General features: G+C 70.2%; 19 protein-coding genes. 11 read left to right on the top strand and 8 right to left on the bottom strand.

Going from position 1 to position 25,409, the window contains the following annotated elements:
- Window positions 1-61 precede the first annotated feature (61 nt).
- From Air01nite_RS09290 to Air01nite_RS09270, 5 genes are all read left to right on the top strand, one after another.
- Entirely contained in the window at window positions 62-835 is a 774-nt protein-coding gene (locus Air01nite_RS09290; RefSeq protein WP_203701566.1) for a GntR family transcriptional regulator, read from the top strand.
- A gap of 59 nt (window positions 836-894) precedes the next feature.
- Window positions 895-1,803 (top strand): cupin domain-containing protein, encoded by a 909-nt coding sequence (locus tag Air01nite_RS09285; RefSeq protein WP_203701565.1) that lies wholly within the window; start codon window positions 895-897, stop codon window positions 1,801-1,803.
- Between the two features lie 78 nt (window positions 1,804-1,881).
- Window positions 1,882-2,151: a GlsB/YeaQ/YmgE family stress response membrane protein gene (locus tag Air01nite_RS09280; protein ID WP_203701564.1), complete on the top strand. Its 270-nt coding sequence runs from the start codon at window positions 1,882-1,884 to the stop codon at window positions 2,149-2,151.
- Between the two features lie 337 nt (window positions 2,152-2,488).
- Window positions 2,489-2,989, top strand: a complete 501-nt coding sequence (locus Air01nite_RS09275) for a SigE family RNA polymerase sigma factor (RefSeq protein WP_239090599.1) — start codon at window positions 2,489-2,491, stop codon at window positions 2,987-2,989.
- A gap of 2 nt (window positions 2,990-2,991) precedes the next feature.
- The gene (locus Air01nite_RS09270) at window positions 2,992-4,368 is read left to right on the top strand and encodes a hypothetical protein (protein WP_203701562.1); all 1,377 of its coding nucleotides are present in this window, start codon (window positions 2,992-2,994) and stop codon (window positions 4,366-4,368) included.
- Here Air01nite_RS09270 and Air01nite_RS09265 read toward each other — a convergent pair.
- Entirely contained in the window at window positions 4,344-5,021 is a 678-nt protein-coding gene (locus Air01nite_RS09265) for a hypothetical protein (RefSeq protein WP_203701561.1), read from the bottom strand. The two genes, Air01nite_RS09270 and Air01nite_RS09265, sit on opposite strands and share 25 nt — an antisense overlap.
- A 356-nt stretch (window positions 5,022-5,377) precedes the next feature.
- Between Air01nite_RS09265 and Air01nite_RS09260 the strand changes: the two genes are divergently transcribed.
- Window positions 5,378-7,759, top strand: coding sequence for a family 20 glycosylhydrolase (locus tag Air01nite_RS09260; RefSeq protein ID WP_203701560.1), 2,382 nt, complete (start codon window positions 5,378-5,380; stop codon window positions 7,757-7,759).
- Between the two features lie 75 nt (window positions 7,760-7,834).
- On the opposite strand, the gene Air01nite_RS09255 is transcribed toward Air01nite_RS09260, so the two are convergent.
- Together Air01nite_RS09255 and Air01nite_RS09250 are read right to left on the bottom strand one after the other, a co-directional pair.
- On the bottom strand, window positions 7,835-8,692 hold the full coding sequence (locus tag Air01nite_RS09255) for an alpha/beta fold hydrolase (protein WP_203701559.1): 858 nt from the start codon (window positions 8,690-8,692) through the stop codon (window positions 7,835-7,837).
- Between the two features lie 84 nt (window positions 8,693-8,776).
- Window positions 8,777-9,364 carry a TetR/AcrR family transcriptional regulator gene (locus Air01nite_RS09250; protein ID WP_203701558.1) on the bottom strand — a complete coding sequence of 196 codons (588 nt, stop codon included), beginning with the start codon at window positions 9,362-9,364 and terminating at the stop codon, window positions 8,777-8,779.
- A gap of 109 nt (window positions 9,365-9,473) precedes the next feature.
- Here Air01nite_RS09250 and Air01nite_RS09245 point away from each other — a divergent pair, with 109 nt between their 5' ends.
- Window positions 9,474-10,037 carry a dihydrofolate reductase family protein gene (locus Air01nite_RS09245; RefSeq protein ID WP_203701557.1) on the top strand — a complete coding sequence of 188 codons (564 nt, stop codon included), beginning with the start codon at window positions 9,474-9,476 and terminating at the stop codon, window positions 10,035-10,037.
- Here Air01nite_RS09245 and Air01nite_RS09240 read toward each other — a convergent pair.
- Genes Air01nite_RS09240 through Air01nite_RS09230 form a run of 3 tightly spaced genes read right to left on the bottom strand, consistent with a single transcriptional unit; the run spans window position 10,034 to window position 13,634 of the window.
- Entirely contained in the window at window positions 10,034-11,050 is a 1,017-nt protein-coding gene (locus tag Air01nite_RS09240) for an ABC transporter ATP-binding protein (RefSeq protein ID WP_203701556.1), read from the bottom strand. The two genes, Air01nite_RS09245 and Air01nite_RS09240, sit on opposite strands and share 4 nt — an antisense overlap.
- The gene (locus Air01nite_RS09235; protein ID WP_203701595.1) at window positions 11,050-12,588 is read right to left on the bottom strand and encodes an ABC transporter permease; all 1,539 of its coding nucleotides are present in this window, start codon (window positions 12,586-12,588) and stop codon (window positions 11,050-11,052) included. Before Air01nite_RS09235 ends, Air01nite_RS09240 begins: the two co-directional genes overlap by 1 nt.
- 14 nt (window positions 12,589-12,602) lie before the next feature.
- Window positions 12,603-13,634 (bottom strand): iron ABC transporter substrate-binding protein, encoded by a 1,032-nt coding sequence (locus Air01nite_RS09230; RefSeq protein WP_505606716.1) that lies wholly within the window; start codon window positions 13,632-13,634, stop codon window positions 12,603-12,605.
- Window positions 13,635-13,717: 83 nt separating this feature from the next.
- On the opposite strand from Air01nite_RS09230, the gene Air01nite_RS09225 reads away from it, so the two are divergent.
- The 4 genes from Air01nite_RS09225 (at window position 13,718) to Air01nite_RS09210 (ending at window position 20,677) form a co-directional block, all read left to right on the top strand.
- Window positions 13,718-16,303 (top strand): AMP-binding protein, encoded by a 2,586-nt coding sequence (locus tag Air01nite_RS09225; protein ID WP_203701555.1) that lies wholly within the window; start codon window positions 13,718-13,720, stop codon window positions 16,301-16,303.
- A 4-nt stretch (window positions 16,304-16,307) separates the two neighbouring features.
- Window positions 16,308-17,177: a hypothetical protein gene (locus tag Air01nite_RS09220; protein ID WP_203701554.1), complete on the top strand. Its 870-nt coding sequence runs from the start codon at window positions 16,308-16,310 to the stop codon at window positions 17,175-17,177.
- 110 nt (window positions 17,178-17,287) lie between these two features.
- A complete protein-coding gene (locus tag Air01nite_RS09215; protein WP_203701553.1) occupies window positions 17,288-17,893 on the top strand; it encodes a fascin domain-containing protein in 606 nt (201 codons plus the stop codon).
- A 78-nt stretch (window positions 17,894-17,971) separates the two neighbouring features.
- The gene (locus Air01nite_RS09210; RefSeq protein ID WP_203701552.1) at window positions 17,972-20,677 is read left to right on the top strand and encodes an AfsR/SARP family transcriptional regulator; all 2,706 of its coding nucleotides are present in this window, start codon (window positions 17,972-17,974) and stop codon (window positions 20,675-20,677) included.
- Window positions 20,678-20,729: 52 nt separating this feature from the next.
- On the opposite strand, the gene Air01nite_RS09205 is transcribed toward Air01nite_RS09210, so the two are convergent.
- A complete protein-coding gene (locus Air01nite_RS09205) occupies window positions 20,730-23,609 on the bottom strand; it encodes a M20/M25/M40 family metallo-hydrolase (protein ID WP_203701551.1) in 2,880 nt (959 codons plus the stop codon).
- Between the two features lie 330 nt (window positions 23,610-23,939).
- The gene (locus tag Air01nite_RS09200) at window positions 23,940-25,352 is read right to left on the bottom strand and encodes a hypothetical protein (RefSeq protein WP_203701550.1); all 1,413 of its coding nucleotides are present in this window, start codon (window positions 25,350-25,352) and stop codon (window positions 23,940-23,942) included.
- Between the last annotated feature and the right edge of the window lie 57 nt (window positions 25,353-25,409).

Below are 25,409 nucleotides of genomic sequence, written 5' to 3'. Positions count from 1 at the left end.
CAAGTAGACCTCACGTAAGACAATGCATGCAACCGGGCAGTCCGCGATAGTCTCCGTATCCGTGACGACCTCGAGCAGCGGCCGCCTGACGACCCGCGTCCGCCAGGTCCTGGCGGACCGCATCTCCCGCGGCGACCTGAGGCCGGGCGACCAGCTACCCACGGAGCGGGAGCTCAGCGGCGAGTTCGGGGTCAGTCGGGTCACGGTGCGGCGCGCGCTCGCGTCGCTGTCCCGCGACGGGCTGGTCTACTCCGTGCAGGGACGAGGGACGTTCGTGGCCGCCGACCGGCTCGCCGAGCCGCCGAACACCCTGCTGTCCTTCCACGACCTCGTCGCCAACACGTACGTCTCCGTCGCCGCACAGCCGCTGCGGGTCCACACGCGACCGGCGACCCTGGACGAGGCCGAGACCTTCGGCATCGCGCCAGGAGCGTCGCTGTTCGAGCTGGACCGGCTGCGGACGCTCGACGACCTGCCGGTGGCCATCGACTCGACCCTGCTGCCGCTGGCGATCGACCCGGAGCTGCCGGACCTGGACTGGTCGCACGAGTCGCTCTACGCCCGGCTGACGGCCGCGGGGCACACCCCCGTCGCCGCCGACTACTCGGTCGAGGCGCGGGCGGCCGACATCCGGGTCGCGCGGCTGCTCGGCACGGTGCCCGGATCGCCCGTCCTCGTCGCCGAGTCGGAGGTCAGCGATCAGTCCGGCCGGCTCATCGTGGCCGGTCTCATCACCTATCGCGGCGACCGGTACCGGTTCCGCAGCCGGCTGACCGCCGGCAGCGCCGTGCCCATGGTCCAGCCGTCCTCGGGCCGTGCGTTCCGATCCGGGTAATACCAATTGGTATCATGGTACTATCCGTTGCCGCGCGGTTGGTCGGAAGGAGAACGGCGATGGATGAGGCCGACAAGAGCATCCGGGCGGACGCGATGCCGCGCCGTCGAGCGACGCCACGTCCGACCTTCGAACGGGCGGCCGTCGTCCGCCGCGGCGAGACCGCCCATCACGTCTGGGGTGACACCGAGGCCGGGCTGGTGACCGACCGGGTGTACGTGTCGTCCTCGGCCCTGCACGTGCTCGAGTTCGAGCTGGAGCCCGGCGGCGCGTTCCGGCACAGTGCCACCAACAAGACCGTGTTCGCGGCCGACGTCATGTATTGCGTCCTCGAGGGCGAGCTCGTCCTCGCCGACCCGCAGCACGGCGAGGTCCGCGTGGTGGCACCGGGCGAGCAGGTCCTGTTCCACCGTGACACGTGGCACCACGGCTTCAACCCGTCGGCCCGCCCGCTGCGTGTCCTGGAGTTCTTCGCTCCGCCACCGAGCCGCGGCACCGCCTCGCAGTACGCGCGGCACCAATCGATGCTCGAGCGGGTCCAGTACCGCGACCAGCGCTGGTCGGGCCGCTGGCCGGACGCCCGGGCCGAGCGCCTGAGCACGACCAGGCTGCACGTCGTGCGCCCCGACGACGCCGTCTGGGGCTTCGCCGCGGAGTCGCCGACCCACCTGGTCGGCCTGCTCGCCGACACCGAGCACCTCACGGTCTCCACCGGTCGGGTCTACGCGGGTCACGTCGAGGATCCACGCAAGGTCGACGACGAGTCGATGCTCGTCGTCACCTCGGGCGAGCTGTGGGTCGACGTGCACGAGGAGGACGGCGAGACCTACGCCACCGCCTGCCTGGCCGCCGGCGACGCCGTCTACGTCCCGGCGCACGCCACGCTGCGGGTGCTGTCCCGCTCCGGCGAACCGTCGACATACCTGCAGGGTTCAGGACGGCAGGTCGCACCGGGCTGGACGCCCTAGCGGACGTTTCGCGGCTGAGTCCTCGAGGGAATGTTGGCGCCGACCGTCAAACGCAGCACATGCTCTTGAGGAGTACTCGTGGAGATCTCGGGCGTCATAACCGCCATCGTCATCGGCCTGATCATCGGCGCGCTCGGTCGCCTGGTCGTTCCCGGCAAGCAGGACATCCCCATCTGGTTGACGCTCGTCATCGGCGTGGTCGCCGCCTTCCTGGGCACGCTGGTCGCCGGCTGGATCGGCGTCGCCGACACCGCGGGCATCGACTGGATCGAACTGTTCATCCAGGTCGCGTTCGCCGCTGTGGGCGTGGCGATCGCGGCCGGCGGATGGGGGCGTCGACGCGTCTGACGGCCAGACCGACGTCGGTTCATCGTGGACGCACCCCGCCGTCTGGCGGGGTGCGTCCAGTGTCAACGGCACCCCATCGTGAGAGGGTTCGGCACGGGCCAGCGCCCAGACGTTGACGAGCAACGCAGCGCCCGCGACCTGCGTCTGGGCCGGCGGCAACGTCGCCGCGGGCCGTAAGCGACATTTGGCGCGGCCTGCTCGATGAGACCGGCGATCGACACCTCGGCTGCCGACCGCATCCGTGCGGTGAATGCGTTCGCCACCCGCCGACCGGCGTGGAACTTTCCTGGCCGGGATCAGGTCAGGTAGGTATCAGCAACCGTCGAAGGGGTGCCGGGTGGCGCGGGACGATCGCGATTTCAACGAGTTCGTGGAGCTTCGCTACGGCGAGCTGTTGCGGATGGCGTACCTGCTGACGGGTTCGAGTCATGACGCCGAGGATCTGGTGCAGTCGGCGCTGGCCAAAGTGATGCGGCGTTGGCACAAGGTCGACGACCCGTTGGCGTACCTGCGCCGGACCATGGCCAACGAGCAGATCACCTGGTGGCATCGCCTGCGTTCGCGGGAGGCGGTCGGCGTGCGGGCGCCGGAGCCGGCGGTCGACGACGCGACGGACCGGGTGGTGCAACGGCAGGCGGTGCTCTCCGCGCTGCGGAAGCTGCCGGCACGTACGCGCGTGGTGGTCGTGTTGCGGTATCTCGACGACATGTCGGAGGCGCAGGTGGCCGCGCTGCTCGGTTGGCCGCTGGGCACGGTCAAGAGCCAGTCGTCGCGTGGCCTTTCGCGGCTGCGTGACCTGCTCGGAGTTGCGGAGCCGGTGAAGGAGAAGGTGCGATGAGTGTGGATCAGCGTGTCCGGGAGTTGCTTTCCGACGCGGCGGACGGCGTCCGGGCGGTGCCCGATCCGAGCGGTCGGCTGCGGGCTCGACAGCGCCGCGCTCGCCGCAGGCGGGTGACCGCGGCCGGGCTCGGCCTGGTCGCCGTCATCGCGATCGGGGGATGGGCGGGGTTGCCCGCCGGTCCCGGTCACGGCGAAGGCGGCGGCGTCAGCGACTTCGACAGGATGCAGCAGTGGGCCGAGCGGTTGCGGGTGAGCCCCGTGCGTGGCGGGCTCGCCGATGCGGACCCCGGATACGTCCAGGAGTTGGCCCGGCTCGTGCTGGGGCACCAGCGGGCCGGCGCGTTCCGGATCACGGCCGAGGTCACCGAGGTGAACGTGCTGTTCCTCGACGACATCGGCGACGTCCGCGTGGCGTTCGTCGCGTTCCACCGCGCGGTGCCCGACCCCACCACGCAGTGGATCAACGCGAGCGCCTGGTTCATGGCGCCGCGTGGTGCGGCGGCCTCGGAGCTTGCCGACCCGCGCGCGGAGATGGGCACCGGCGACGGGCTCAGCCCCTTCGAAGTAACCGGGAACTTCGGGACGGTCGATCTCGACAGTGCGGCGGCCATCGCGCTGGTCCCGGACGGCTGCGTCATCGAGACCGCGGCGTTGCCGGCTCTCGACGACTGGACCCCTGCCCAGACGGGCTCCTACCTGGTGCGAACCCGTGCGACGGAGCGCCCGGAGTGGTGGCGGGCCGTCTGCGACGGCGTGGTCCGGGAAGAGACAGCCGCCCGGCAGATCCTGCCCACCACCGCACCCACCGATGAACAGGTCGACGCGGCCGTGGCCGGCGCGCGCGGCGGGATCGATCGGGACGCCGCTCGGTTCGCGATGGGCGTCGGGGAGTCCCTCGCGTACGGCTCAGGTCCGTTGACCGTCGTCTGGGGTGGCCGCATCGAGGACCCGCAACCCGGGGACAACGTCGACTACGACGATCCCGCGACCATGGTCGCCTATCCGGCTGCGCGGGGCGGATGGCAGGTCAGCGTGGGCACCTGGTCCACGGGGCAACCGGTGGAGGGCGAGTACATCGGGGGAGGGGAGGCCTGGCTGTCCTGGGATCCGACCACGCCATCCGCGATCGTGCCGGTCCGCCTCGACGACAGCGACTCATTCCTGGTCGTGACACCGCCGGGCACGAGCGAGGTGCGCTCCGTCGCCGGCGGCAGGACGATCGACACCGCCGCCGTCACGGACGCCGCGGCCGTCGTCCGCGGTGCCGGCACAGCCGATGTCGTCCTCGAAGCCCTCGACGCCGCCGGAACGGTCATCGGCACCGTGCCCGCACCCGCCGACCGCCCGACCGATCACCACACCGCCGTCGGCTGGTAGCGATCGAGCGCGGCGGCGGGCTCGACCAGGCCTGGGCGCATCTCGGCGCGCCGGTGCGCCCAGGCCTTCATCAGCCACGCGGGCCATTGATCAGCCGGCGCCGCGACGTGGAGGTGGCACGGCTCCAGACCGCTCGGCACGTGCGTCCGCACGCGGATGGGCAGAGACCCGACAGAGACGGGTTCCAGCGTCTCGCCGGGCACTGGCGGGAGGCCGTCGAGAGCACGAGCCGCGTTCACCGCGTCGATCAGAACCTGCCGCAGCAGCCGGTCGCGGCCGTCGGCGCGGCGCAACACGCGAAGGCTGCGGCGCATCATCATCTGCGGACCGCGCCCCAGCGGCCGTTGCCACCACCGAGGCACCTGCGCGCCGCCGGCAAGCTCGGCCGCGTCCCGGGCCAGCCGGTCCGCCGCGTGACCCGCGGCACGGCCGAGGGCCGCCTGCACCACGACCGTCGTTACGGCCACACGCGTCGCAGGCTCACCAGCGCGCGGCTGGATCACCAGCCACGGCAGCAACGGCAGCAACGCGACGCGACCCTGTTCGCTGCTCAGGTCATTGACCGCCCGAGCCAGCCGCGCCACGGTCGCGTCAGTGCTCTCCGGGTGGTCCGACCACTCGCCGCCGGACAAGGCACTCGCGAACTCCATCACGCACGCACCCCGAACCGGGTGCCCATGCCGGCCTCGTCGCACCGGCGCCTCGTAGATGCGCGGCTGCCCCCAACTGCCCCGTGCCGAGTGGCGCTGCGCATAACCAACTGCGCGTTCCATTAACCCAGTCTGACTCTCGAACAGCCGAACTGCCCACCCGCCCATGAGCGCCAACCCGATGAACCGTCCACCGTCGACAGTTGTGGTCACGTTCTGTAAGGAGTCTTTACGGTTCGAGGTTTCTGTGCCTACCATCAACGGACGTTGATCGATTCAGGCGCGTGCCCCGAGCAGGGAGGTCTGACATGCAGACGCCGAACAGGACCCGGGGCACGCGAGCCAGACGGTGGTTCGGCTTGGCACTGGTCGTCACGCTCGCGGTCCAGGCGGCCGCGCTGACCGGTCAGGTGGCCACGCCGGCGCTGGCGGACACGGCACCGGTTGCGGCACAACAGATCGTGCCGATTCCGGCCACTATGGAGGCACTACCCGGGGAGACCTTCGTGGTCGGGCCGACCACCAGGATCGTGGGAGGCGAGGAGACGCGAGCGGTCGCCGACGCGCTCGCGGCGACCATGCGGTCCTCGACCGGCTTTCCCCTGCTCGTGTCGACGGCCGAGCCGCAACCGGGTGACATCGCGCTCGGCCTGACCGACGCCGCGGACCTCGGCGACGAGGGTTACCGGCTCGACGTCTCGAGCGCCGGCATCCGCATCGAGGCGCGGCGGCCGGCCGGGCTCTTCTACGGCACGCAGACGCTGCGTCAACTGCTGCCGCCCTGGATCGAGAGCCCGACCGTGCGGCCCGGCCCCTGGACGGTGTCCGGCGTGCGGATCACCGACACCCCGCGGTACGCGTACCGCGGCATGATGCTCGACATCGCCCGGCACTTCCAGCCGCCGGACGTGGTCAAGCGGGTGATCGACCGGGCGTCCGCCTACAAGTTGAATGTCTTGCACCTGCACGTCAGCGACGACCAGGGGTTCCGGATCGCGATCAACGGCCGGCCCGAGCTCACCGCCATCGGCGGCCAGTTTTCGATCAACAACGACCCGGGTGGCTTCTGGACCCAGGCCGAGTACGTCGACGTCGTCAACTACGCGGCGGCGCGCTTCATGACCGTCATCCCGGAGGTCGACACGCCGGGGCACACCAACGCGATCGTCATGTCCTACGCGGGGCCGGAAGCGAACCCGGTGCTGCCGGACGTCAACTGCACGCGAAACACGCCTCCACAGTGGAACCTGACGGGAGCGGTGGGCTACAGCGCCATGTGCCCCGAGAGCCCGAACACCTGGGCGATCCTGACCGACATCGTCAGCCAGCTCAGTGCCATGACACCCGGGCCCTACTACCACCTCGGTGGCGACGAGGTGCCGGCGTCCACTCTGGCCACTCCCCGCTACGTCAGCTTCGTCGACCAGGAAGCCCAGATCGTCAAGGCGCAGGGCAAGATCGTCATGGGCTGGGCCGAGATCTCCCAGGCGAACTTCGGCCAGCCCGGTTCGCCGGCGGCCGTCGCACAGTTCTGGAACAACGGGAACCCGGCCGGCTCCGGCGGCGACACCGCCCGGCGGGCCGTGCAGAAGGGCATGAAGGTGGTGATGTCGCCGGCCAACCACACGTACCTCGACATGCAGCAGTTCGTCGGCAGCCCGCTCGGGCTGAGTTGGGCCGGCCGGCTGGACGTCTCGCAGTTCTACAACTGGTCCGGCAGCAGCAGCGACCCGGCCACCTACATCCCGGCGCGGACGACCGGCGGCGTCACCCTGCCGGCGGTCACCGACGCGGACATCCTCGGTGTCGAGGCGGCGATGTGGTCCGAGACCCTGCGCACCCTCGACGACATCGGGTTCCAGATGTTCCCGCGCCTTCCGGCGACCGCGGAGATCGGCTGGTCGCCGCAGACCCACCCCGACCGCAACCTCGCCTCCTTCGTCAACCGCGTGGCCGGGCACGGGCTGCGGTGGCAGCTACAGGGCCAGAACTTCCACCCGTCGCCGCAGGTGCCGTGGCGGGTCGACGTGGCGGCGCCGGACATCGCCTCAGGCGGGCGGACGGTCGCGGGCGACATCGCCTCCGTGTCCACCCCGGGCGCGACGCTGGAGCAGGTTTCCGCGACGATCGACTGGGGCGACGGAACCAGTTCGGCTGCGACCCTGAGCGGCACGGCCGGCACCAACAAGACCGCCAACGGCATCTACACGGCCACGGCCAGCCACACGTACGGCCGCAACGGCGTCTACCAGGCGACGATCACGGCCACCCGGCCGACTGGCAGCGCCACCGCCCGTTTCACGGTCGTCGTGGACACCTGCACCTCGACGGTGTCGGGCACCCATCCCGGTCCGCTGGTCGTCAACGCCGGGGTCACCTGTCTGGCCGGTGCCACGGTCTCCGGGCCGGTCACCGTCCTTCCGGGCGGATCGCTGGTCGCCACGGGCGCCTCGATCCAGGGGCCGGTGAGCGCCACCGGCGCGGCCATGCTCGAACTGATCGGCGGGTCGGTCAGCGGGCCGGTCACCCTCACCGGCACGACCGGTGAGGTCGAGGTCGAAGGGGTACGGATCAGCGGCCCGCTGACGCTCACCGGCACGAATGTCGCCGTCGCACCCGTGCTCGCCGGCAACATCGTCAACGGTCCGCTGTCCTGCACCGGCAACACGCCCGCGCCGGTCAACAACGGTCAGCCGAACACGATCCGAGGACCCGCGACCGGGCAATGCAAGGGCCTGTGACCGTCCAACCAGGCCGGGGATCCTCCGGCGGGGGAGGGGCCCGCAGTTCTGCGGGCACCTCCCCTGACTGACCGGTCAGGCGGCCCGCAGGACCGTGTCGAGGACCTCGGCGAACGGCTCGGCCTGGTTGCCGAACCCACCGTGGTCGCCGGGGAACACCACGGCTTCGACGCCTACCGCTTCGCCGAGCGCGACCGCCGCGCGGGCCGGTGGTTCGCCGGCCGACGCGGAGCCCACCGCCGGCACGAGCTTGTGCCGGTGTGGCCGCAGCGCGTCGAGGTCGATCCGGTAGCGCCCGAACGACGGCACTTCCGACCCGATGAACTGGACGAAGTTGCCGCCGATCCGCTCCATCATCTCGAGCGTCGCCGCGTCGGGCTCCGCCGGAGCCTCGCTCCCACCGGGGACGCGCTCCTCGTCGGTCGGGCCGGGCCCCATGTCGAGGCCCTTCGCCAGCACCTGCTGCGCCGCCTCCGGTCCGTCGGCCGCGAAGGCCGCCTCCACGTCGTCGATCATCTTCGCGAAGTGGTCCCGGTCGGGCAGCAGGTCGAACTGCGGCGGCTCGTGAATCACCGCGGCCCGCACGAGCTGCGGGTAGCGGGTGGTCAACGCGACCGCGATCTGGCCGCCGGAGCTGTTGCCGAACACGTACGCGGGGTGCTCGGTGCTCACCCCGACCGCGGCCAGCAGCCGCGCCGCGTCGTCGGCATGTTCGTCCAGTCGCTGCGGCTCGCCCGCCCGATCCAACGGGCTGCGCGAGTTGCCGCGCCGGTCGTAGGTGACGACGGTGTAGCGGTCGGCGAGCCGCTCGGCCAACGGGGCGTACCCGGCCGCGTCATAGACACCACCACACACCAACAGCAGCACGGGCCCCGCACCACGTACCTCGTAATAGAGCACCGCACCGGGAACGGGCAGCAGGTCGGTCTTCATGTGCGCTTCTCCTCAAGGAGCGTCAGTTCAGTCTCGCCCGTAGGTCGGAGCCGTCCGCGCCCCTTCGACACGCACCTCGAGAAATTACGCCGTGATGCCGGCGAGGGCAGCGTCGATCGCGTCGCCGAGCCGGCCCGGATCAGCCTCCGCCCGGGCGACGACGTGCAGACCTTGCACCAGCGCCAACAACAGCCGGGCGTGCGCACCGCAGTCGACGTCGCCCCGCACTTCGCCAGCCCGTTGAGCGTTGGCCAGCGCTTCCTCGAGGCCGGACTCCAGCTCACCGAACGCCCGCCGGACAATCCGCGCGGCTTCCTCGTCGTCGGGAACCACTTCGGTGGCCGTGTTGCCGAGCATGCAGCCACGGCCGGGCGACAGCCGCGCAGCGTCGAGCGCGTCGGTCAACAGCTTGCGCACGCCGGCCAGCGGTGACCCGTCGCCCCGCAGCGACGCGGCGGCCCGCTGTGTGTCGGCGGCATACCGTTCGAGCGTCCTCAGGAAGAGCGCGTGTTTGTCGCCGAAGGCTCCGTAGAGGCTGCCGGGCAGCACGCCCAGCTCGTCCTTGAGATCGCGCATCGACGTGGCGACGTAGCCGCGCCGCCAGAACACCTCCTTGGCGCGCTCGATGAGCTGTGTCTCGTCGAACGAGCGGGGTCGGCCGGTGCGCACCATGCCGTGACGCTACCTCACTTCTTGACGGTTCGTTCAAGAAAAAGTAGCGTGCGCAGCATCTTTTTGGTCGACCGACCAAAAAGTCGACCCGGAACCACCGGAGGGCACCGTGGGACGGCTCTTTCTGCACATCAACGCGTCACTGGACGGCTACGTCAACGACGCCGACGGTGAGATCGACTGGCACTTCGCCGACGACGAGTTCCAGCGTTACCTCGACGACCTGCTCGACGACATCGACGGGATGGTGTTCGGGCGGGTGGCGTTCGAGGAGCTGGCGGGCTACTGGCCCACCGCCGGAGCGGACGCTTCGCCGGTCCAGGTGAGCCGCATGCACGAACTGCCGAAATATGTGCTGTCCCGAACCCTCCGCCACACTGCCTGGCACAACTCCCATGTCCTCGGCGACGACCCGGGCGCGGCACTGACCGAGATCAAACGGCAGAGCAGGCGGGACCTGGCGCTCTTCGCGGGCGGACGAGCGGCGAGTGCCGCAGTCGGGCTGGGCGTCGTCGACGAGTACCGCATCGTCGTCAACCCGGTGCTGCTCGGTGGCGGGACACGCCTGTTCGACGGTACCTACCCACGCACCGAACTGCGGCTGACCGGCACGCGGGAGTTCACCTCCGGCGCGTTGATCGTCACGTACGAACCCGCGACCGCAGCGGCCTAGGCATCGCCGTAGGCGCGGACCGCGCCCAGCACGTCGAGGCCGATCGAGGCACCGACCGGCGGCGTCCGCTGCCCCATGACACGGGCCAGCAGGGGTGTGCCGTCGGCCAGCCGCAGGCCGAGCAACGTGTCGTGGCCGTGGTACTCGTGGCGTGTCACCTCGGCGAGGTCGCCGTCGGTCGGGCTGAGCTGTTCGGGGCGCAGCAGCACCCGCACCCGGCCGGCGGCCCCGGCCGCGCCGCGCAGTGGCAGCCGGCCCAGTGCCGTGTCGACGGTGGTGGCATTCGCAATGGTCGCCGGCAGCAGCATCGCCTCGCCGACGAACTCGGCGATCCAGGGGTCGGCCGGGTCTTCGTACACCTGATTGGACTGTCCGTGTTGGACGATGCGACCGGCGCGCATGACGGCGATGTGGTCGGCCATCGACAGCGCCTCGCCCTGGTCGTGGGTGACGAGGATGGCCGTGGCGCCATCGGCGCGCAGTGCGGCACGGATGTCGCGGCGCAGGTCGGTGCGCAAGGTGGCGTCGAGGGCGCTGAACGGCTCGTCGAGCAGCACGAGCGGCGGCCGGGGCGCGAGCGCGCGAGCGACGGCGACCCGCTGCTGCTGACCGCCGGAGAGTTGGTGCGGCATCCGGTCGGCGTAGCCATCGAGGCCGACCAGGGCGAGGACCTCGTCGACCCGGCCGCCGCGCCGTGCGGAGCGGTCGAGCCCGTACCCGACGTTGTCGCGGACCGAGAAATGGGGGAAGAGCGCACCTTCCTGGGGGACCACGGTGACGTGGCGGCGATGCGGTGGCACGTGCGTGCCTGCGGCGGCGACCGCCCGGCCGTCGAGCGTCACCGTGCCGGCGTCGACCCGTTCGAACCCGGCGACGCAGCGCAGCAGGGTGGTCTTGCCGCACCCGGACGGGCCGAGGACGGCGGTCAGATCGCCCTTCTCGACGGTCAGGTCGACGGCGTCGAGGGCCAGGACCGGCCCGTACGACTTGCGGAGTCCTTGCGCGTCCAGCATCAGGTGAGTCCCGTTCGACGTCCGAGCAGCCAGGTGGGAATCGCGGCGACCCCGACGAGCAGGGCCGCGTAGGGTGCCGCCGCGGCGTAGGACGCGGTCGACGTGTGCGTCCAGAGTTCCGTCGCCAGGGTGTCCATCCCGGTCGGGCGCAGCAGCAGCGTCGCCGGGAGCTCCTTCACGCAGGTGAGGAAGACGAGCGCGGCGCCGGCGCCGATCCCGCGCACCATCAGCGGCAGCGTCACGCTGGTGAGCACGACGAACGGTGAGCGGCCCAGCGACCGCGCCACCTCGTCCAATACGGGCGGCGCCTGCACGGCCGCGCCGGTGACGGCGGCGACGGCCAACGGCAGGAAGAGCGTGGCGTAGCCGAGGGCGAGCAGCCACACCGTCTGGTAGAGCGGGTACGCGACCGCGATGCCGAAGAACACCAGGGACAAGCCGATGACGATGCCGGGCAGCGCGTGCGCGAGGTAGCTGAGCCGGTCGACGAGGGTGGCGATCGGCCCGGGCGCGCGGGCGGTGAGCAGGCCGACCGGGAGCGCGAGCAGCAGCGTGAGCAGGGCCCCGCCGAGGGAGACGCTCAGCGTGTTGCCGGCGGCCGCTCCGATCTCGGCGAGCGTGCCGGGGCGGGAGGCGCCGGCGATCGACCAGCGGACCAGGCTCGCGGCGGGCACGCCGAGCGCGAACAGGCCGACGGCGACCAGCGCGGACACGGCGGGAATGCGCAGCCGGCCGAGGTGGAATCGGGTGGCCGGACGGCGCGGCCCGCCACCGGCGTACCGGGCGCCCCGGGTGCGGCTGACCAGTTCCAGGCCGAGCAGGACCATGGTCAGCAGCACGAGCACCGTGGAGAGCACGAGCGCGCCGGTGCGGTCGAACCCGAGGTTGAACGCGGTGAAGATCGCCCGGGTGAAGGTGTCGGTGCGCAGGATAGACACCGCGCCGAAGTCGGAGAGGGTGTAGAGGGCGACGAGGAGCGCGCCGCCCGCGATGGCGGGCCGGGCCTGCTGGAGGGTGACGGTGGTCAGCGTGCGCCACGGCCCGCGACCCAGCGATCGGGCGACCTCCTCCTGTGCGGGGTCGGCGGCGGCGAGCGCCGCGGCGACCGGCAGATACACATAGGGGTACGAGCAGAGGGTGAGCACGAGCGCTGCCGCCCAGAAGCCTTCGAAGCCGTCGACGGTGGCGATCCAGGCGAAGCCGGCGACGTAGGTGGGCACCGCGAGCGGCAGCGCGGCGAGCACGCCGAACGCGCCGCGCATCGGCAGGTCGGTGCGGGTGACCAGGAACGCGGCGGCGACACCGACGACGGTGCAGGCGACCGTGACGACGACCATGAGCGCGATGCTGCGGCCGGCGAGCTCGGCGACCCGTCGGGTCAGCACCTCGTCGGCGATCCGGCCGAGGCCGGCCTCACCTGTGCGGATCAGCAGGTAGACCAGGGGCAGGAGGGCGACCGCGAGCGCGCCGGTCGCGGCGACGAACAGGGCCGGCCGGGGCACGACGGATCGGGCGGAGACCGTGCCGCTCCGCCCGATCAGCCCAGGTCGGCTCAACCGGCCAGCCCGGCTTCCTTGATCATCGTGGTGGTCACGTCGAGGGTGTCCAGGTCGTTGAGATCGATCTTCGGAGCCACGATCTCGCCGAGGGTGGGCACGCCGGGCGGCGGCGACACGCCGTCGACCAAGGGGTATTCGAACGTTTCCTCGGCCCAGTGCCGCTGTGCCTCGGCGCCGAGCAGGAAGTCGACGAGCGCGCGGGCGTCGGGGTCGGTCGCGGCCTTCTCGAGGACGGCCACGCCGGCGACGTTGACCAGGGCGCCGGTGTCGCCGTTGGGGAAGAAGTGCAGCTTGGCGGCCAGGTCCTCCGGTGTGCTGCCCTTCTCCTTGGCCAGCTCGTACACGTAGTAGTGGTTGACCAGGCCGACGTCGAGCTTGCCGTCGTTGATGTCGGCGACGATCTGGACGTTGTTCTCGTAGATCTTCGCCGCGTTGGACTTGAGCCCGTCGAGGAACTCCTTGGTCTTCGCGTCGCCGTGCTGCACCCGCAGCGCGGTGACGAACGCCTGGAACGAGCCGTTCGTCGGCGCGACGCCGAGCCTGCCCTTCCACTCGGGGTCGGTGACCTCCAGGACCGAGGCCGGGAGCTGGTCGACGGTGACCTTGTCCTTGTTGTAGGCGAGCACCCGCGACCGGCCGCTGACGCCGACCCAGAGGTTCTGGGCCGAGCGGTAGGTGTCGGGGACCTTGGCGAGGACCTCGGCAGGGAGCTCGGCGACGAGCCCCGCCTTGGCGACAGCGCCGAGAGCGCCGGCGTCCTGGGAGAAGAAGATGTCGGCCGGCGTCTTGTCGCGCTCTTCGAGGAGTTGGGTCGCCATCGCGGCCGTCGTGGCGTAACGGACCTCGACCTCGATGCCGGTCTCCTGCTGGAACCGGTCGAGGATCGGTTTGACCAGGCCTTCGCTGCGACCGCTGTAGACGGTGAGCTTCTTGTCGCCAGGCTCGCCGAGGTCGTCGCCGCAAGCGGTGGTGCCGAGGACGGCGACGAAGGCGAGGGGCAGGAGCACGGATCGACGAATTCGCACAAGCTAGAGTGCCAGAGGTTAGGCGACCCTGGCAATAGCTTAGGCATAGCAAAGTTAGGCGACCCTCACTTACACTTCGCCTCGTGAGCGCCCCTGTCCTTCCGCCGGTCGCCGTCGAACCGACCCGGTTCCCCGGTGACCTGGCCGCGCACGGCGACCGGACGGCGATCGTGTCCGGCGACCGCCGGCTCACCTACGCCGAACTGGACCGACTCGTCGACGACACCGCCGAACAGCTCGGCCGCCGGCGGCGGCTGGTGCTGCTGACCGGCGCCAACACCGTCGAGACGCTCACCACCTATCTCGCCGCCCTGCGCACCGCGAACCCCGTGCTGTTCGCGCCGTCCGCCGCGCGGGCAGCCATGATCAACCAGTACGATCCGGACATCGTCGCAGACGGCGGCGACCTCGTCGTCCGGCGCGACCGGTCGGCGCACGCACCGCACCCCGATCTCGCGCTGCTGCTGAGCACGTCCGGTTCGACCGGCTCGCCGAAGCTGGTCCGCCTTTCGCTCGCGAACCTGCGCTCCAACGCCGAGGCGATCGCCACCTACCTCGGCATCACCGCCGACGATCGCGGCGCGACGACCCTGCCGATGCATTACTGCTACGGGCTGTCCGTCGTCAACAGCCACCTGCTCCGTGGCGCCGGGCTCATCCTCACCGACCACTCGGTGGTCGACCCGTGCTTCTGGGCCGAGTTTCGCTCCGCACACGGCACCGGCTTCGCCGGCGTCCCGTACACCTTCGACCTTCTCGACCGGTCGCGCTTCGCCGAGGCCGAGCTGCCCCGCCTGCCGCATCTGCGGTACGTCACCCAGGCCGGCGGTCGGCTGGCACCCGACCGGGTGCGCGCCTACGCCGAACTCGGCCGCCGCCACGGCTTCGACCTCTATGTCATGTACGGCCAGACCGAGGCCACCGCCCGCATGGCTTACCTCCCACCGGAGCTGGCCGCGAGCCGCCCCGACGCGATCGGCGTGCCGATCCCCGGCGGCGCGTTGCGCATCGACGCGACGGCCGACGCCGAGCACGGCGTCGGCGAACTCGTCTACACCGGACCCAACGTCATGCTGGGGTACGCCGAGAGCACCGCCGACCTCGCCCTCGGGCGCACGATCACCGAGCTGCGCACCGGCGACCTCGCCCGCCGCGACGCCGACGGCATCTACTCGATCGTCGGCCGGCGCGCCGACTTCGCGAAGGTCCTCGGGCTCCGGGTCGATCTGCGCCGGGTCGAGGAGAAACTCGCCGCGCGAGGCATCACCTCGGCATGCGCGGCCGGCGACGGGACGATGATCGTCGCCGCTGAGCGCAGCGGCGCGTGGCTCACGGCCACGCCGGCCGGCGTCGCGGCGCTGACGAAGGCCGCGGCCGCCGAGGCCGGCATACCGGCCCGGGCGGTCCGGGCCCACCTCGTGCAAGCCCTGCCGCGACTGCCCAACGGCAAGATAGACCGTCAGGCGCTGCCGACCCTGACGGACAAGCCGCACGCCGAGCGCCCATCCGGCGATCTCGTCGCACTCTTCGAGGCCATCCTCGACCGCAGGGACGTCACCGCCGACGACTCGTTCGTCAGTCTCGGCGGCGACTCACTGTCGTACGTCGAGATGTCGGTGCGACTGGAGGAGCGGCTCGGTGCGCTGCCCGCCGGCTGGCACCTCATGCCCATCCGAGACCTGCGCGCGGGCCCGAGCACGGCCGAACCCCGCACCGCACGATCGCGGCTGCGCACGATCGAGACCAGCGTCGCCCTGCGCGGCCTCGCCATCGTCTTCGTCGTCGGCTCGCACCTGCCCGGCCTGTTCACCATCAAGGGCGGCGCACACCTCCTGCTCGGCATCGCCGGGTTCAACTTCGCCCGATTCCACCTCACCGACGTGGCGCACGGCACCCGGCTGCGCCGCATCGCCGCCGGCATCCGCCGCGTCGCCGTGCCCAGCATCCTCTACATCACGCTCGCGTTCCTGCTGACCAGCCACTACACGCCAGCCAACATCGTGCTGCTCAACAGCGTCCTCGGCCCGCACGACGGGGCCACCGAATGGCAGTTCTGGTTCATCGAGGCGCTGGTGATGATCCTGCTCGGCGGGCTCGCGCTGATGGCGCTCCCCGCCGTCGACCGACTCGAACGCCGCCTGCCGTTCGCGCTGCCGATCACGATCGCGACGATCGGCCTCGTCACCCGCTACGACCTGCCGGGGTGGCAGGCGCGATTCTTCGTACCCTCAGCGGTCGTGGCCTTCTGGCTCTTCGCCCTGGGCTGGGCCGCGGCGAAGGCCGACCGGCCGGCGCAGCGGGTCGCGGTCACCCTCGCCGTGCTGGTCACCGTGCCCGGATTCTTCGGCGAGCCGGGCCGCGAAGCACTGATCATCGCCGGGCTCTGCCTGCTGATCTGGGTGCGGACCCTGCCCAGCATCACTCTCCTCAACAAGGTGCTCGCGCTGCTCGCCGCCGCGTCGCTCTACATCTACCTGACGCACTGGCAGGTGTTCCTCCGCGTGCACTGGCACCCGCTGCTGGTCCTCGTGCTGTGTCTGGCCGTCGGGGTCGGCTACGCGGCAGCGGCCCGCCGGATCGGCCGCCTCACCGGCCGAACGTGGGCGCGAGCCCGCGCGCCCCGACCGAAAGACGACATCGCGGATCGCTGTCGGCCACTATCGTCCTAGGGTCATGGGCGAGCTGGGAGGCGAGCTGTCGCGGCACCGCCTGCGACTCGGTTTGTTGGCGGCGCTGGTCGCGGCGGCGGCCGTAGGAGTCCTGTGTCTGGCCCTACTCTCGACGTGGCTGTTCGTCGTCGCGGTGCTGCCGGTTGGGTTGGTCGGGTGGCTCGTCGTGACCCGGGGGCGCGACCAACTGGTCGTTTATCGCGACGGATTCACCTTCCGGCACGCCGGCCGGGTTCGCGCCTGTCGATGGGGTGACATCCAGTCGTTTGACGCCCAAATGGGCTCGGATCGGCGGATGCGGGTGTACGCCGTGACCACCCGTCGCGGCGAGCAGATCGCGTTCTCGCGGTTCATGGGCGGCCTCGACGCGTTGCACCGGGCGTACGAGACGAGGGGCGGTCGAGACCCGGCACCCGGATACGCGCCGGCGGGCGAGGGGATCGGGGCACTGCTCACCGCGTACCCGATGCGGAACCGCCGGTCGGAGCTGTTGATTCTGCTGATTCCGGGCTTCCTGCTCCTGATCGCGGTGTTCCTGCTTTTCGGTGCGTTGAGCATGGACCGCGATCCGCAGGACATCGCGACGGCGCTCGGGTGTGTGACGGTCGCGTCGGCGTTCGTGGCACTGATGCTGTGGGTGGCCCGAGGTGACCGCGACGACGAGCTCCGGATCCACCAGGACGGGTTCGCATACCGGCACCGCCGCGTGGTGCAGGAGTGCCGATGGGACGAGATCGCGGATTTCCAGTACCACCGCAGGGGTGGGCTCCACAGCGTGATGAAGCTCGACGGCACCTGGATCTCGCTCTCGTCGAGAATGCCCGAGGTGCAGGAACTCGTCGCGCCGCGCGTGCGACGCCTGCCGCGGATATAGCACGGCTATACGCCGGGTGAACCGACTCACTGGATGCTTCCGTCGCGCCTCGCGGGGGCGAGGCACACCCAGATGGAGGTTCTGAGTCGATGACCACCCACCCAGCTCGGATGACACAACCGAGGACGACGTCGCTACGTCGCGTCCTCAAGGCGATGGTCCTCGTCGTAGCCTTGGCGGCGGCGTCCATAGTGGTCCCGTCAGCCGCGCACGCGGCCACGGTGCCGTCCGGCTGGACACTGATCACGAGCAAGTCGGTGTACCCGTTGTCCAGCAAGTACATCTCCATTTTCTCGCACTCGAACTACCGCTACACGTACCCGCGCCTGGACTGGAACGGCGACTCGTACGGCGCGCTCGTCACCAGCCGCGCGGAGCCGGGCCTGACGACCGACAAGTTCGCCGTCACGGTCAGCTCCGGGACGTTCCTGTTCCGCAACGTGGCCAACAACAGGTACGTCTGCGCCGAGATCTCTCACCTGACCTACCCGGGAGTGCTCAGGGCGCGTACCTCGGTTGACGCCCCGGGGCCGTGGGAGAAGTTCAGGCTCTACTACAGCAGTTCGCAGGTCGCGTGGGCACTGATGTCCACGGCCAACAACAAATGGGTGACGGCACACACCGAGTACGCCAGTCCGCTCGTCGGCCTCATGGTGGCGGACAGCAACACGCTGGGCACCAAGCAGAAGTTCGGCTTTACCGGGTGGACCGCCTAGTTCGACCTCGAGGGTGCCTCCCCGCGTGGGGAGGCACCCTCGCGTCTCGTCCACCAGCTGTGTTGACACCCTGTCGGTGTGAAGTTTGGGATCCTGGGACCGTTGCAGGTGACCTGCGACGGTCGCACGGTCGACGTGGGCACGGCTCGCAAACCTCGGCTGATGCTCGCCGTGCTGCTCTCCCGTGCCGGCACGCCGGTGTCGGTCGACTCGCTCGTGGCAGCGCTCTGGGGTGACGATCCACCGGTATCGGCCCGGCGCAACGTCCAGCTGTACGTGCATCGGTTGCGACGCACACTCGGTGCCGACCGGGTCGTCGCGTCGGCGGCCGGCTACGCGCTGCTGCCGGGCGAAGAGTTCGACGCCGCCACCTTCCGGGCGCTCGCCGCCGCCGGAAACGAGGCCCTCCTCGCGGGAAACGTCCCACAGGCCACCCGCGACCTCAGGACGGCGTTGGACCTGTGGCGGGGTCCGGTCCTGCCCGAGTTCGACGACTGCGAGATCGTCGCGGAAGAGGCGCGCCGCCTGGAACAGCAACGCCTGAGCGTGTACGAGCAGTGGGCACAGGCCGCGCTCGACCTGGGTGGACACGCCGACATCGCGAGTGAGCTCACCGACCTCGTGCACGCCCACCCGTACCGGGAAAGCTTGCGGGCCTCTCTGATGCTCGCCCTCTACCGCACCGGCCGCCAGGCCGAGGCGCTGGAGCTGTTCCGTGCGACCCGGGCGCTCATGGACGAACAACTCGGCGTGGAGCCCAGTCCCGCGCTGCAGCGCCTGCATGCGGCGATGCTGCGTGGCGACAGCTCGCTTGTCCCGGGCCGCACCATTCCGGCCCAGCTGCCCGCCGACATCTCGACCTTCGGCGGCCGGTCGGCCCATCTGCGCCGGCTCGACAATCTCCTGCCCGGCACCGGCCACGGGTCGATCATCTCGACCATCACCGGCACCGCTGGAGTCGGCAAGACCACGCTGGCCGTCCACTGGGCCCACCGGGTCGGCGATGAGTTCCCGGACGGTCAGCTGTATCTCAACCTGCGTGGCTTCGATCCGTCCGAGCCGCCGTTGGGCCCGGACGAGGCGGTGCGCGCCCTCCTCGACGGCCTCGGCGTGCCGGCCGATACCGTCCCCGCCGGCCTGCAAGCCCAGACGGCGTTGTTCCGCAGCGCCACGGCGGGCAAGCGCCTGCTCGTCCTCCTGGACAACGCCGTCAACGCCGAGCAGGTCCGGCCGTTGCTGCCCGCCGGGAAACAGTGCCTGGTCCTGGTGACCAGCCGGCACGACCTCGCCGGCCTCGTCGCCACCGAGGGCGCGCATTCGTTGCGGTTGGATCTGCTGTCCTATGAGGAGGCTCGACAGTTCCTGTCCCGCCGGCTCGGTGCCGGACGGGTGGCCGCCGAGCCCGACGCGGTGAACGAGATCGTCGCCGCCTGTGCGCGGCTGCCCCTGGCGCTGGCCGTGGTGGCGGCCCGGGCCACGTCGCGCCCCGACTTTCCCCTCGCCGCCCTGGTCGGCCAGCTCCACGACGGGCTGGAGGCGTTCGCCGGGGATGACGCGGCGACCGACGTACGCGCGGTGCTGTCCTGGTCCTACCGCTCGCTGAGCACCGACGCCGCGTCGCTGTTCCGGCTGTTCGGCCTGCACCGGGGCCCCGACGTCGCCGCGGCCGGCGCGGCCAGCCTCGCGGGTGCACCGCTGCGCCGGACGCGCGCGTTGCTGGCCGAGCTGACCCGGGCGCACCTGGTGACCGAACGGACACCGGGCCGGTACGGCTTTCACGACCTGTTGCGGGCCTATGCCGGCGAACTCGCCCACACGGTCGATCCCGAGGGGGAGCGAAACCTGGCCACACGGCGGATGCTCGACCATTACCTGTGCAGCGCCTTCGCGGCCGCTAACCTGCTCTACCCCCACCGGCACACCATTGCCACCGCGCCGCCCACCGCGGGCGTCACCACGGCTTCGGTGAGCGACCACGACGAGGCGCTGGCTTGGTTCGCCGGCGAGCACACGGCGTTGATGGCGGCCGCGCGTCACGCGACGACCGCCGGACACCACCAGCACGCCTGGCAACTGGCCTGGGCCCTGGGCACCTATCTTGACCGCCGGGGTCACTGGCTCGACAAAGTCGCGGTCATGACCAACGGCCTGGCCGCGGCGGAGCGGTCCGCCGACCGCACCGGTCAGGCCGTGTGCCACCACAGCCTGGGCATCGCCTACAACTTCCTCGACCGTTTCGACGACGCTCACCGCCACTACCGCACCGCCGGGGAGTTGTTCCGTCGGCTTGGGGACGACAGCGGCCTCGCGCACAACCACCTGAACCACGCCTTGGTGTTCGAACGGCAGGGCCTGCACACCGATGCGCTGCGGCACGCGCAGGAGTCGCTCGACATCTTCGTCCGGGCCGGCCACCGGTCCGGCCAGGCCAAGGCGCTCAACGCGGTGGGTTGGTTCCACGCGATGCTCGACGAATACGAAGAGGCCCTGCACCACTGCACGAAGGCCTTGGAACTGGTCCAGGCGCTGGGCGACCGCTACGGCGAGGCCGCGACGTGGGACAGCCTCGCCTACAGCCACCATCGACTGCACCGCTATGAGCTGGCAGCCAGTTGCTACCAACGTTCGATCGACCTGTGGCACGTCCTGGGGGACCCACACTCGGAAGCCGCCGTCCTCGACCGCCTCGCCGACAACCACGAGGAGGCGGGCGACCTGGACACCTCCGCGCGGGCACGCGAACGGGCACGAGCCGTCCTGGACGCGGCACCCGCACGTCGCTGAGCAGTGGAGCCACTGCCGACGGCAATGGCTCCACTGCTCCGGTTCGGATGCGTCAGACGATGGAGATCGACCGCACCTGGGTGTTGCCCTTGGTGTCGACGTACACCCGGTAGTCGCCGACGGTGTACGTGCCGGCGGCGTTGTTGTCGATGGTGAACGTGGCCGTCACCGGCGACTCGCTGCCGTCGACGTGGGTCTGCGTCACCGTGATGGTCAACTCGTTCGTGTTGCCCGTCAGCTTCTTCACCACCGCCGACGGCTTCGCATCGATGACCGCGTTGGCCACCGTCACGTAGACCGCGTCGGGTGACGAGAACTCCGCGTTCTTCTGCCCGTCACCGAACTGGAAGAAGCCCCGCTTCTCGACGGCACCACGGCCCGGGAACGGGTCCGGGTTCGAGGCCAGGTACGTCGGGTTGAGCTTGTACAGGTCCGTCTTGGAATCCGCGAGGATCGGCTGCACACCGGTGTACGGCGCATCGGTGACAGCCAGGTTGACCGACAGGTAGATGGCGTTGGCGTTGGTGGCCGAGACGCGCGAGGAGAAGTAGTCGTCCGCGCTCTGTCCCGCGGGGACGGCCAGCGGCACGACCTGGTCGCCGACCAGAATGTTGAACTGGAAGTCGCCGTAGCCGCCGGCGCGGAACGTCGCCCACGCCGCGTCCGACATGTAGCCGGGGCGCTCCACCTTGAACTCCAACCGCATCGGCGCCACGTACGTGCTGTCCAGGTACTCGGCGTCGGTCAGGGGCAGGTAGACCCCTCCCGGTGCGTGCCCCAGTGCGAAGGCCGACGCCGTCGGGGCCGAGTTGCCGCGCGCGTTCCACATCGGAATGTTGAACGCGGTGGCGCCGAGCAGTGCCTGGTTGCCCAACTGGCTCGTGCCGACGGCGGCCGACGCGTCCTTGTAGGTGCCGATCGTGACGTCGAGCAGGTCGAGGTCCGCCCGGTCGGCGTTCATCCCCGGGATGTCCGCCCACATGAACTTGGCACCGGCGGGCCCGGAGTACCGCGCCATCTCCAGCATGCCGTCGGCCATCATCTTGGTCATCTGCACCGCGGAATCGACCTTCATCCGCTCGTTGGCCGTGTGCCACCAGCGCTCGTTGCCCGGGATCACAGCACCGAAGGCGGTCATCTTGTTGCGGAAGCTGCTGGCCAGGGTGCCGCCGGTCGTGCCCTGCGGATAGACCACGTCGCGCAGGGAGTACGGGTCCGCGAACTCCTCCGGGCTGTGGTTGATCGTGGCCTGGTAGCTCCCGAACTGAAGAGCCGTCAGCGGGTTGTCGTGGTCGACGTACAACCCGGCGCCGACGGGCGAGCCGAGGGTGCCGATGGTGAAACCCTTCGCCTGGAAGGCGGCCGTGACCGCCGCCGTCGCCTCACCGGAGTCGGCCGGTGTGACGTGCATGCTGCGCACGAACATCGGCATGCTGAGGCTGCCGGAGGGCTCCGTGTAGAAGCTCGTCGGGGTCTCGGAGTTGATGCCGCCCATGAGCGCGAAGGTCAGGTTCGGCGTGCCGTTGCTCGGGTTGCGCAGCAGGTTCGCCGGGATGCCCATGTACTTGCCGAGGTAGGCCTCGCCTTCGACACCGTCGCGGAAGAACAGGTCCGCGATGCCGTCGGCGGCCTTCTTCAACTGCATGTCGGCGGCCGCGCCGCCCACCGCGCCGAGTCCCTGGGAAAGCAGGAACATTCCCCACACGACGGCGTTCTTGCCGTACTGCGGGGTCGGCATCTCCATCGCCAGATCAGTGTTGATCTCCAGCGTGAGCGAGTCGCCGGTGATCGTGGCCTGCACCTTGGGCGTCGTGCGCGGAGCGGCCGGTAGCCAACCCTTCGTGGTCGCGGCAGCGGTGATCGCCGACACGAACCGGTCGCGCTCGGCGGAGCCGGCCCCGGCCACGTCGAGGGTGAAGATGGCCCGCGAGGCGATCTGCGTGGTGCTGCCGTAGGCGATGTCCTTGAGCGTCGGGTCGCACTCGCGCAGGGTGACGCCGGCCGTGGCGGCCGTCAGCCGGAACGCCTTGGCACTGTCGGCGGACAAGCTCATCGACACCGCCGGGGTCACCGCACCGGAGTTGCCGACGATGACCGGGAACCGCGAGTCGGAGGTGTAGGCCGCGACCGGGATCTCCTCCCGGTTGAGGTTCTTGTAGGCCCAGTTGTCGTAGAAACTCGGGTTCGAGTTGTACGGGATGGACTGGAAGGTTGCGGTGTTCGTCGTCGAGGGCGTGCCGGGACCGCCGTCCTCGTAGATGCCCATGACGATGCGGATGCGCCGGTCGATGGGCAACCCCGCTTCGAGCAGCGCCTTGGCCGCGAGCAGCGTCGCCAGCGTCGGGCCGCTGTCGTCCTGGATGCCCGCACCGTAGACCCAGCCGTCCTGGATATAGGGCGAGTGGTACGCACCGGGAGTGCCGAGGTTGCCGTCGGCGTCGCGCCAGCGCGCCAGCTGGGCCGCCGAGACGGAAGCCGTCGGCGAGTCGAGGTGGCTCAACGCCATGACCATCTCCGGGGCGTCCGGATCACCGATCTCGGCGTAGACGTACTTGTCGGGTTGGCGCTGGACGACCACCGGGAAACCCAGGTCGGTGGCCAGCTTGACCACCCAGGCGAGCTTGGCGACCTTGCGGTCGTACTCGTTCTGGTTCGCGGCGGTGTTGCTGACCGGGAAGGGGTACGCCGTCGCGGCCGTGCCGCCTCGGGAGATGGAGTCGTAGCTCGACCCGTCGAGCATCGCCCCGACCAGAGTGAGCGGGTCGTAGGTGCCGTCACCGGCCCGCGCGCTGTTGACGCGTCCGGCCAACGCCTCGACCTCGGCGTGGATCGCGTCGCGCTCGGCGTCGGTCACCGACAGGTCGTAGGTGACACCTGGCTGGAAGGGCTCCTCGCCGACGGTGGCCGCGGACGCGTTGGCCGCTAACCCCATGGACAGAAGCAATGACATGCCACATGTCAGTGCTAAAGGTTTCTTGAGCATCTTCGCGATCTCCCTGAATGGTCAGACCAAAAAAACGTCTGATGAAATCTCGGTACGCGAGAACCTTTCAGGCCTTTCCCAGGATGTCAAGATCAAGTGGCCGTTGTGTTCGAAGTGGAACGCGCGAGGGCAACCGCACCGGATGGCGCCGCACGGACTGGTGCCCGGCACCCCTCATGGGACGCCGGGCACCCTTGCGGGTCCGCTACCGCCGGGGCGGTTCCTGTCCGCCGCCGGTGACCGGGACGGCAACGACCCGGACAGGCCCGCGCGGGTCCGCTACCGCCGGGGTGGGTCCTGTCCGCCGCCGGTGACCGGGACGGGCTGGCCGGTCATGCCGGTCAGCTCCTGCAGCCACGGGTCGTAGTCGGGCTGGACGCGGCGGTTGAACCGTGGCTCGCTGCCGGCTGCCACGACGACGACCGCGTCCGGATCCATCAGGACGAGCAGGCCGTCGCCACCGCAGTTGGGCCAGCACTGGCCCGACGACGGGGGTGCGGGAGCGGGTCCGCCGGTGTTGCCGTCGTCCGGTGCCGGGGTGCTGATCCACTTGATCCGGAACTCGAGGCGGGCCATGTCCTGTTCGGTGACGATGTCGAAGCCGATGTAGTCCGGGTCGGAGAACTCGCCCTCCTCGTGGGCCTTCTTCTCCTTTTCGACGCACTCGGCGTCGCAGTCGCCGTCAGTCTTGGTCCGCTCGACGACCTCGCCGTCCTTGTTCCTTATCGTTTCTTCCTTCGTCAGGGTGCCCTTGCCGTCCTTTTCGACGATCTTGACGTAGACGTCCCGCGTGCCGACGATCTTGCCGTTCTCCTTGATCGGCTGCGTGCTGTGCAACTCGGTGACCGTCGAGCCGTCGGCCTGCGTCGACTCGCGCTGGTAGCGGTAGACCTCGCTGGTCTGTTGACCGCTCTTGTCGTAGCTGGTGATCGTGGTCGACGTCGCCTTGTCACCCTCCGTCGAATGGAACGAGTCGTGCACCTCGTCGCGGCTGCCGTCCACGTACACCTCGGTGTAGTCGCGCACGCCCCGCTCGTAGTCGATGTACGGCTTGCCGTCGAGGTCGCCGAGGATCTCGAAATGGACCTCCTTGCCCGCGTTCGCGCCGAACTGGGCCAGCCCGCCGTTCGTGTAGTCGGAGTACAGCGACCGGTCGTACTTGCTGAGGAACGTGGTGCCGCTCATGGTGCCGGGCGTGATGCCGTACGTCGGCGGTTGCCGGGAGCCGGTGACCTTCAGCCCGAACTGGAGGTCGAAGCCGTTGACGTCCAACGAGCCCAGCACGATGCCGGCCGACGCCAGCAGGTTGGCGTCGTGGTCGACGAGTTGGAACTCGCCCAGGCCGGTGGCGATCGCGCTGCCGTCCGGTGTCAGGGTGGGCAACAGCACCAACTCGGTGAAGTGCCGTTCGAACGAGGTCAGCCGCCGCTTCAGCAACAGGTCGATCAGCAGCGACGCCTCGGGCGTCGAGGTGGGGTCGTCGGCCGCGGTGCCGACGAGCTTCTCGTCGACGTCGGCGACTCCGTCGCCGTCACGGTCTCTGAAGGTCTCGAGCACGACGAGGCAGGCGCGGCTCTGGCAAACGGCGCGCCGCGGCTGCGGTCCGGCGCTCGCCGGAGCCTGTCCTAATGCGACGGTGGTGGCGGCCAGGAGCATCGCGACGGCGATGGCCGGACGCAGACGACGGTTCATGCGCCACACGATAGGAACGCGGCAGCTCCCGGCGCCTGAGGCCGCGGTCCCGTGCTG

Source organism: Asanoa iriomotensis, assembly GCF_016862515.1.
GTDB lineage: Bacteria > Actinomycetota > Actinomycetes > Mycobacteriales > Micromonosporaceae > Asanoa > Asanoa iriomotensis.
Note: the sequence above shows the minus strand (reverse complement) of the source record. Positions and strands in the feature narration are given on the sequence as shown.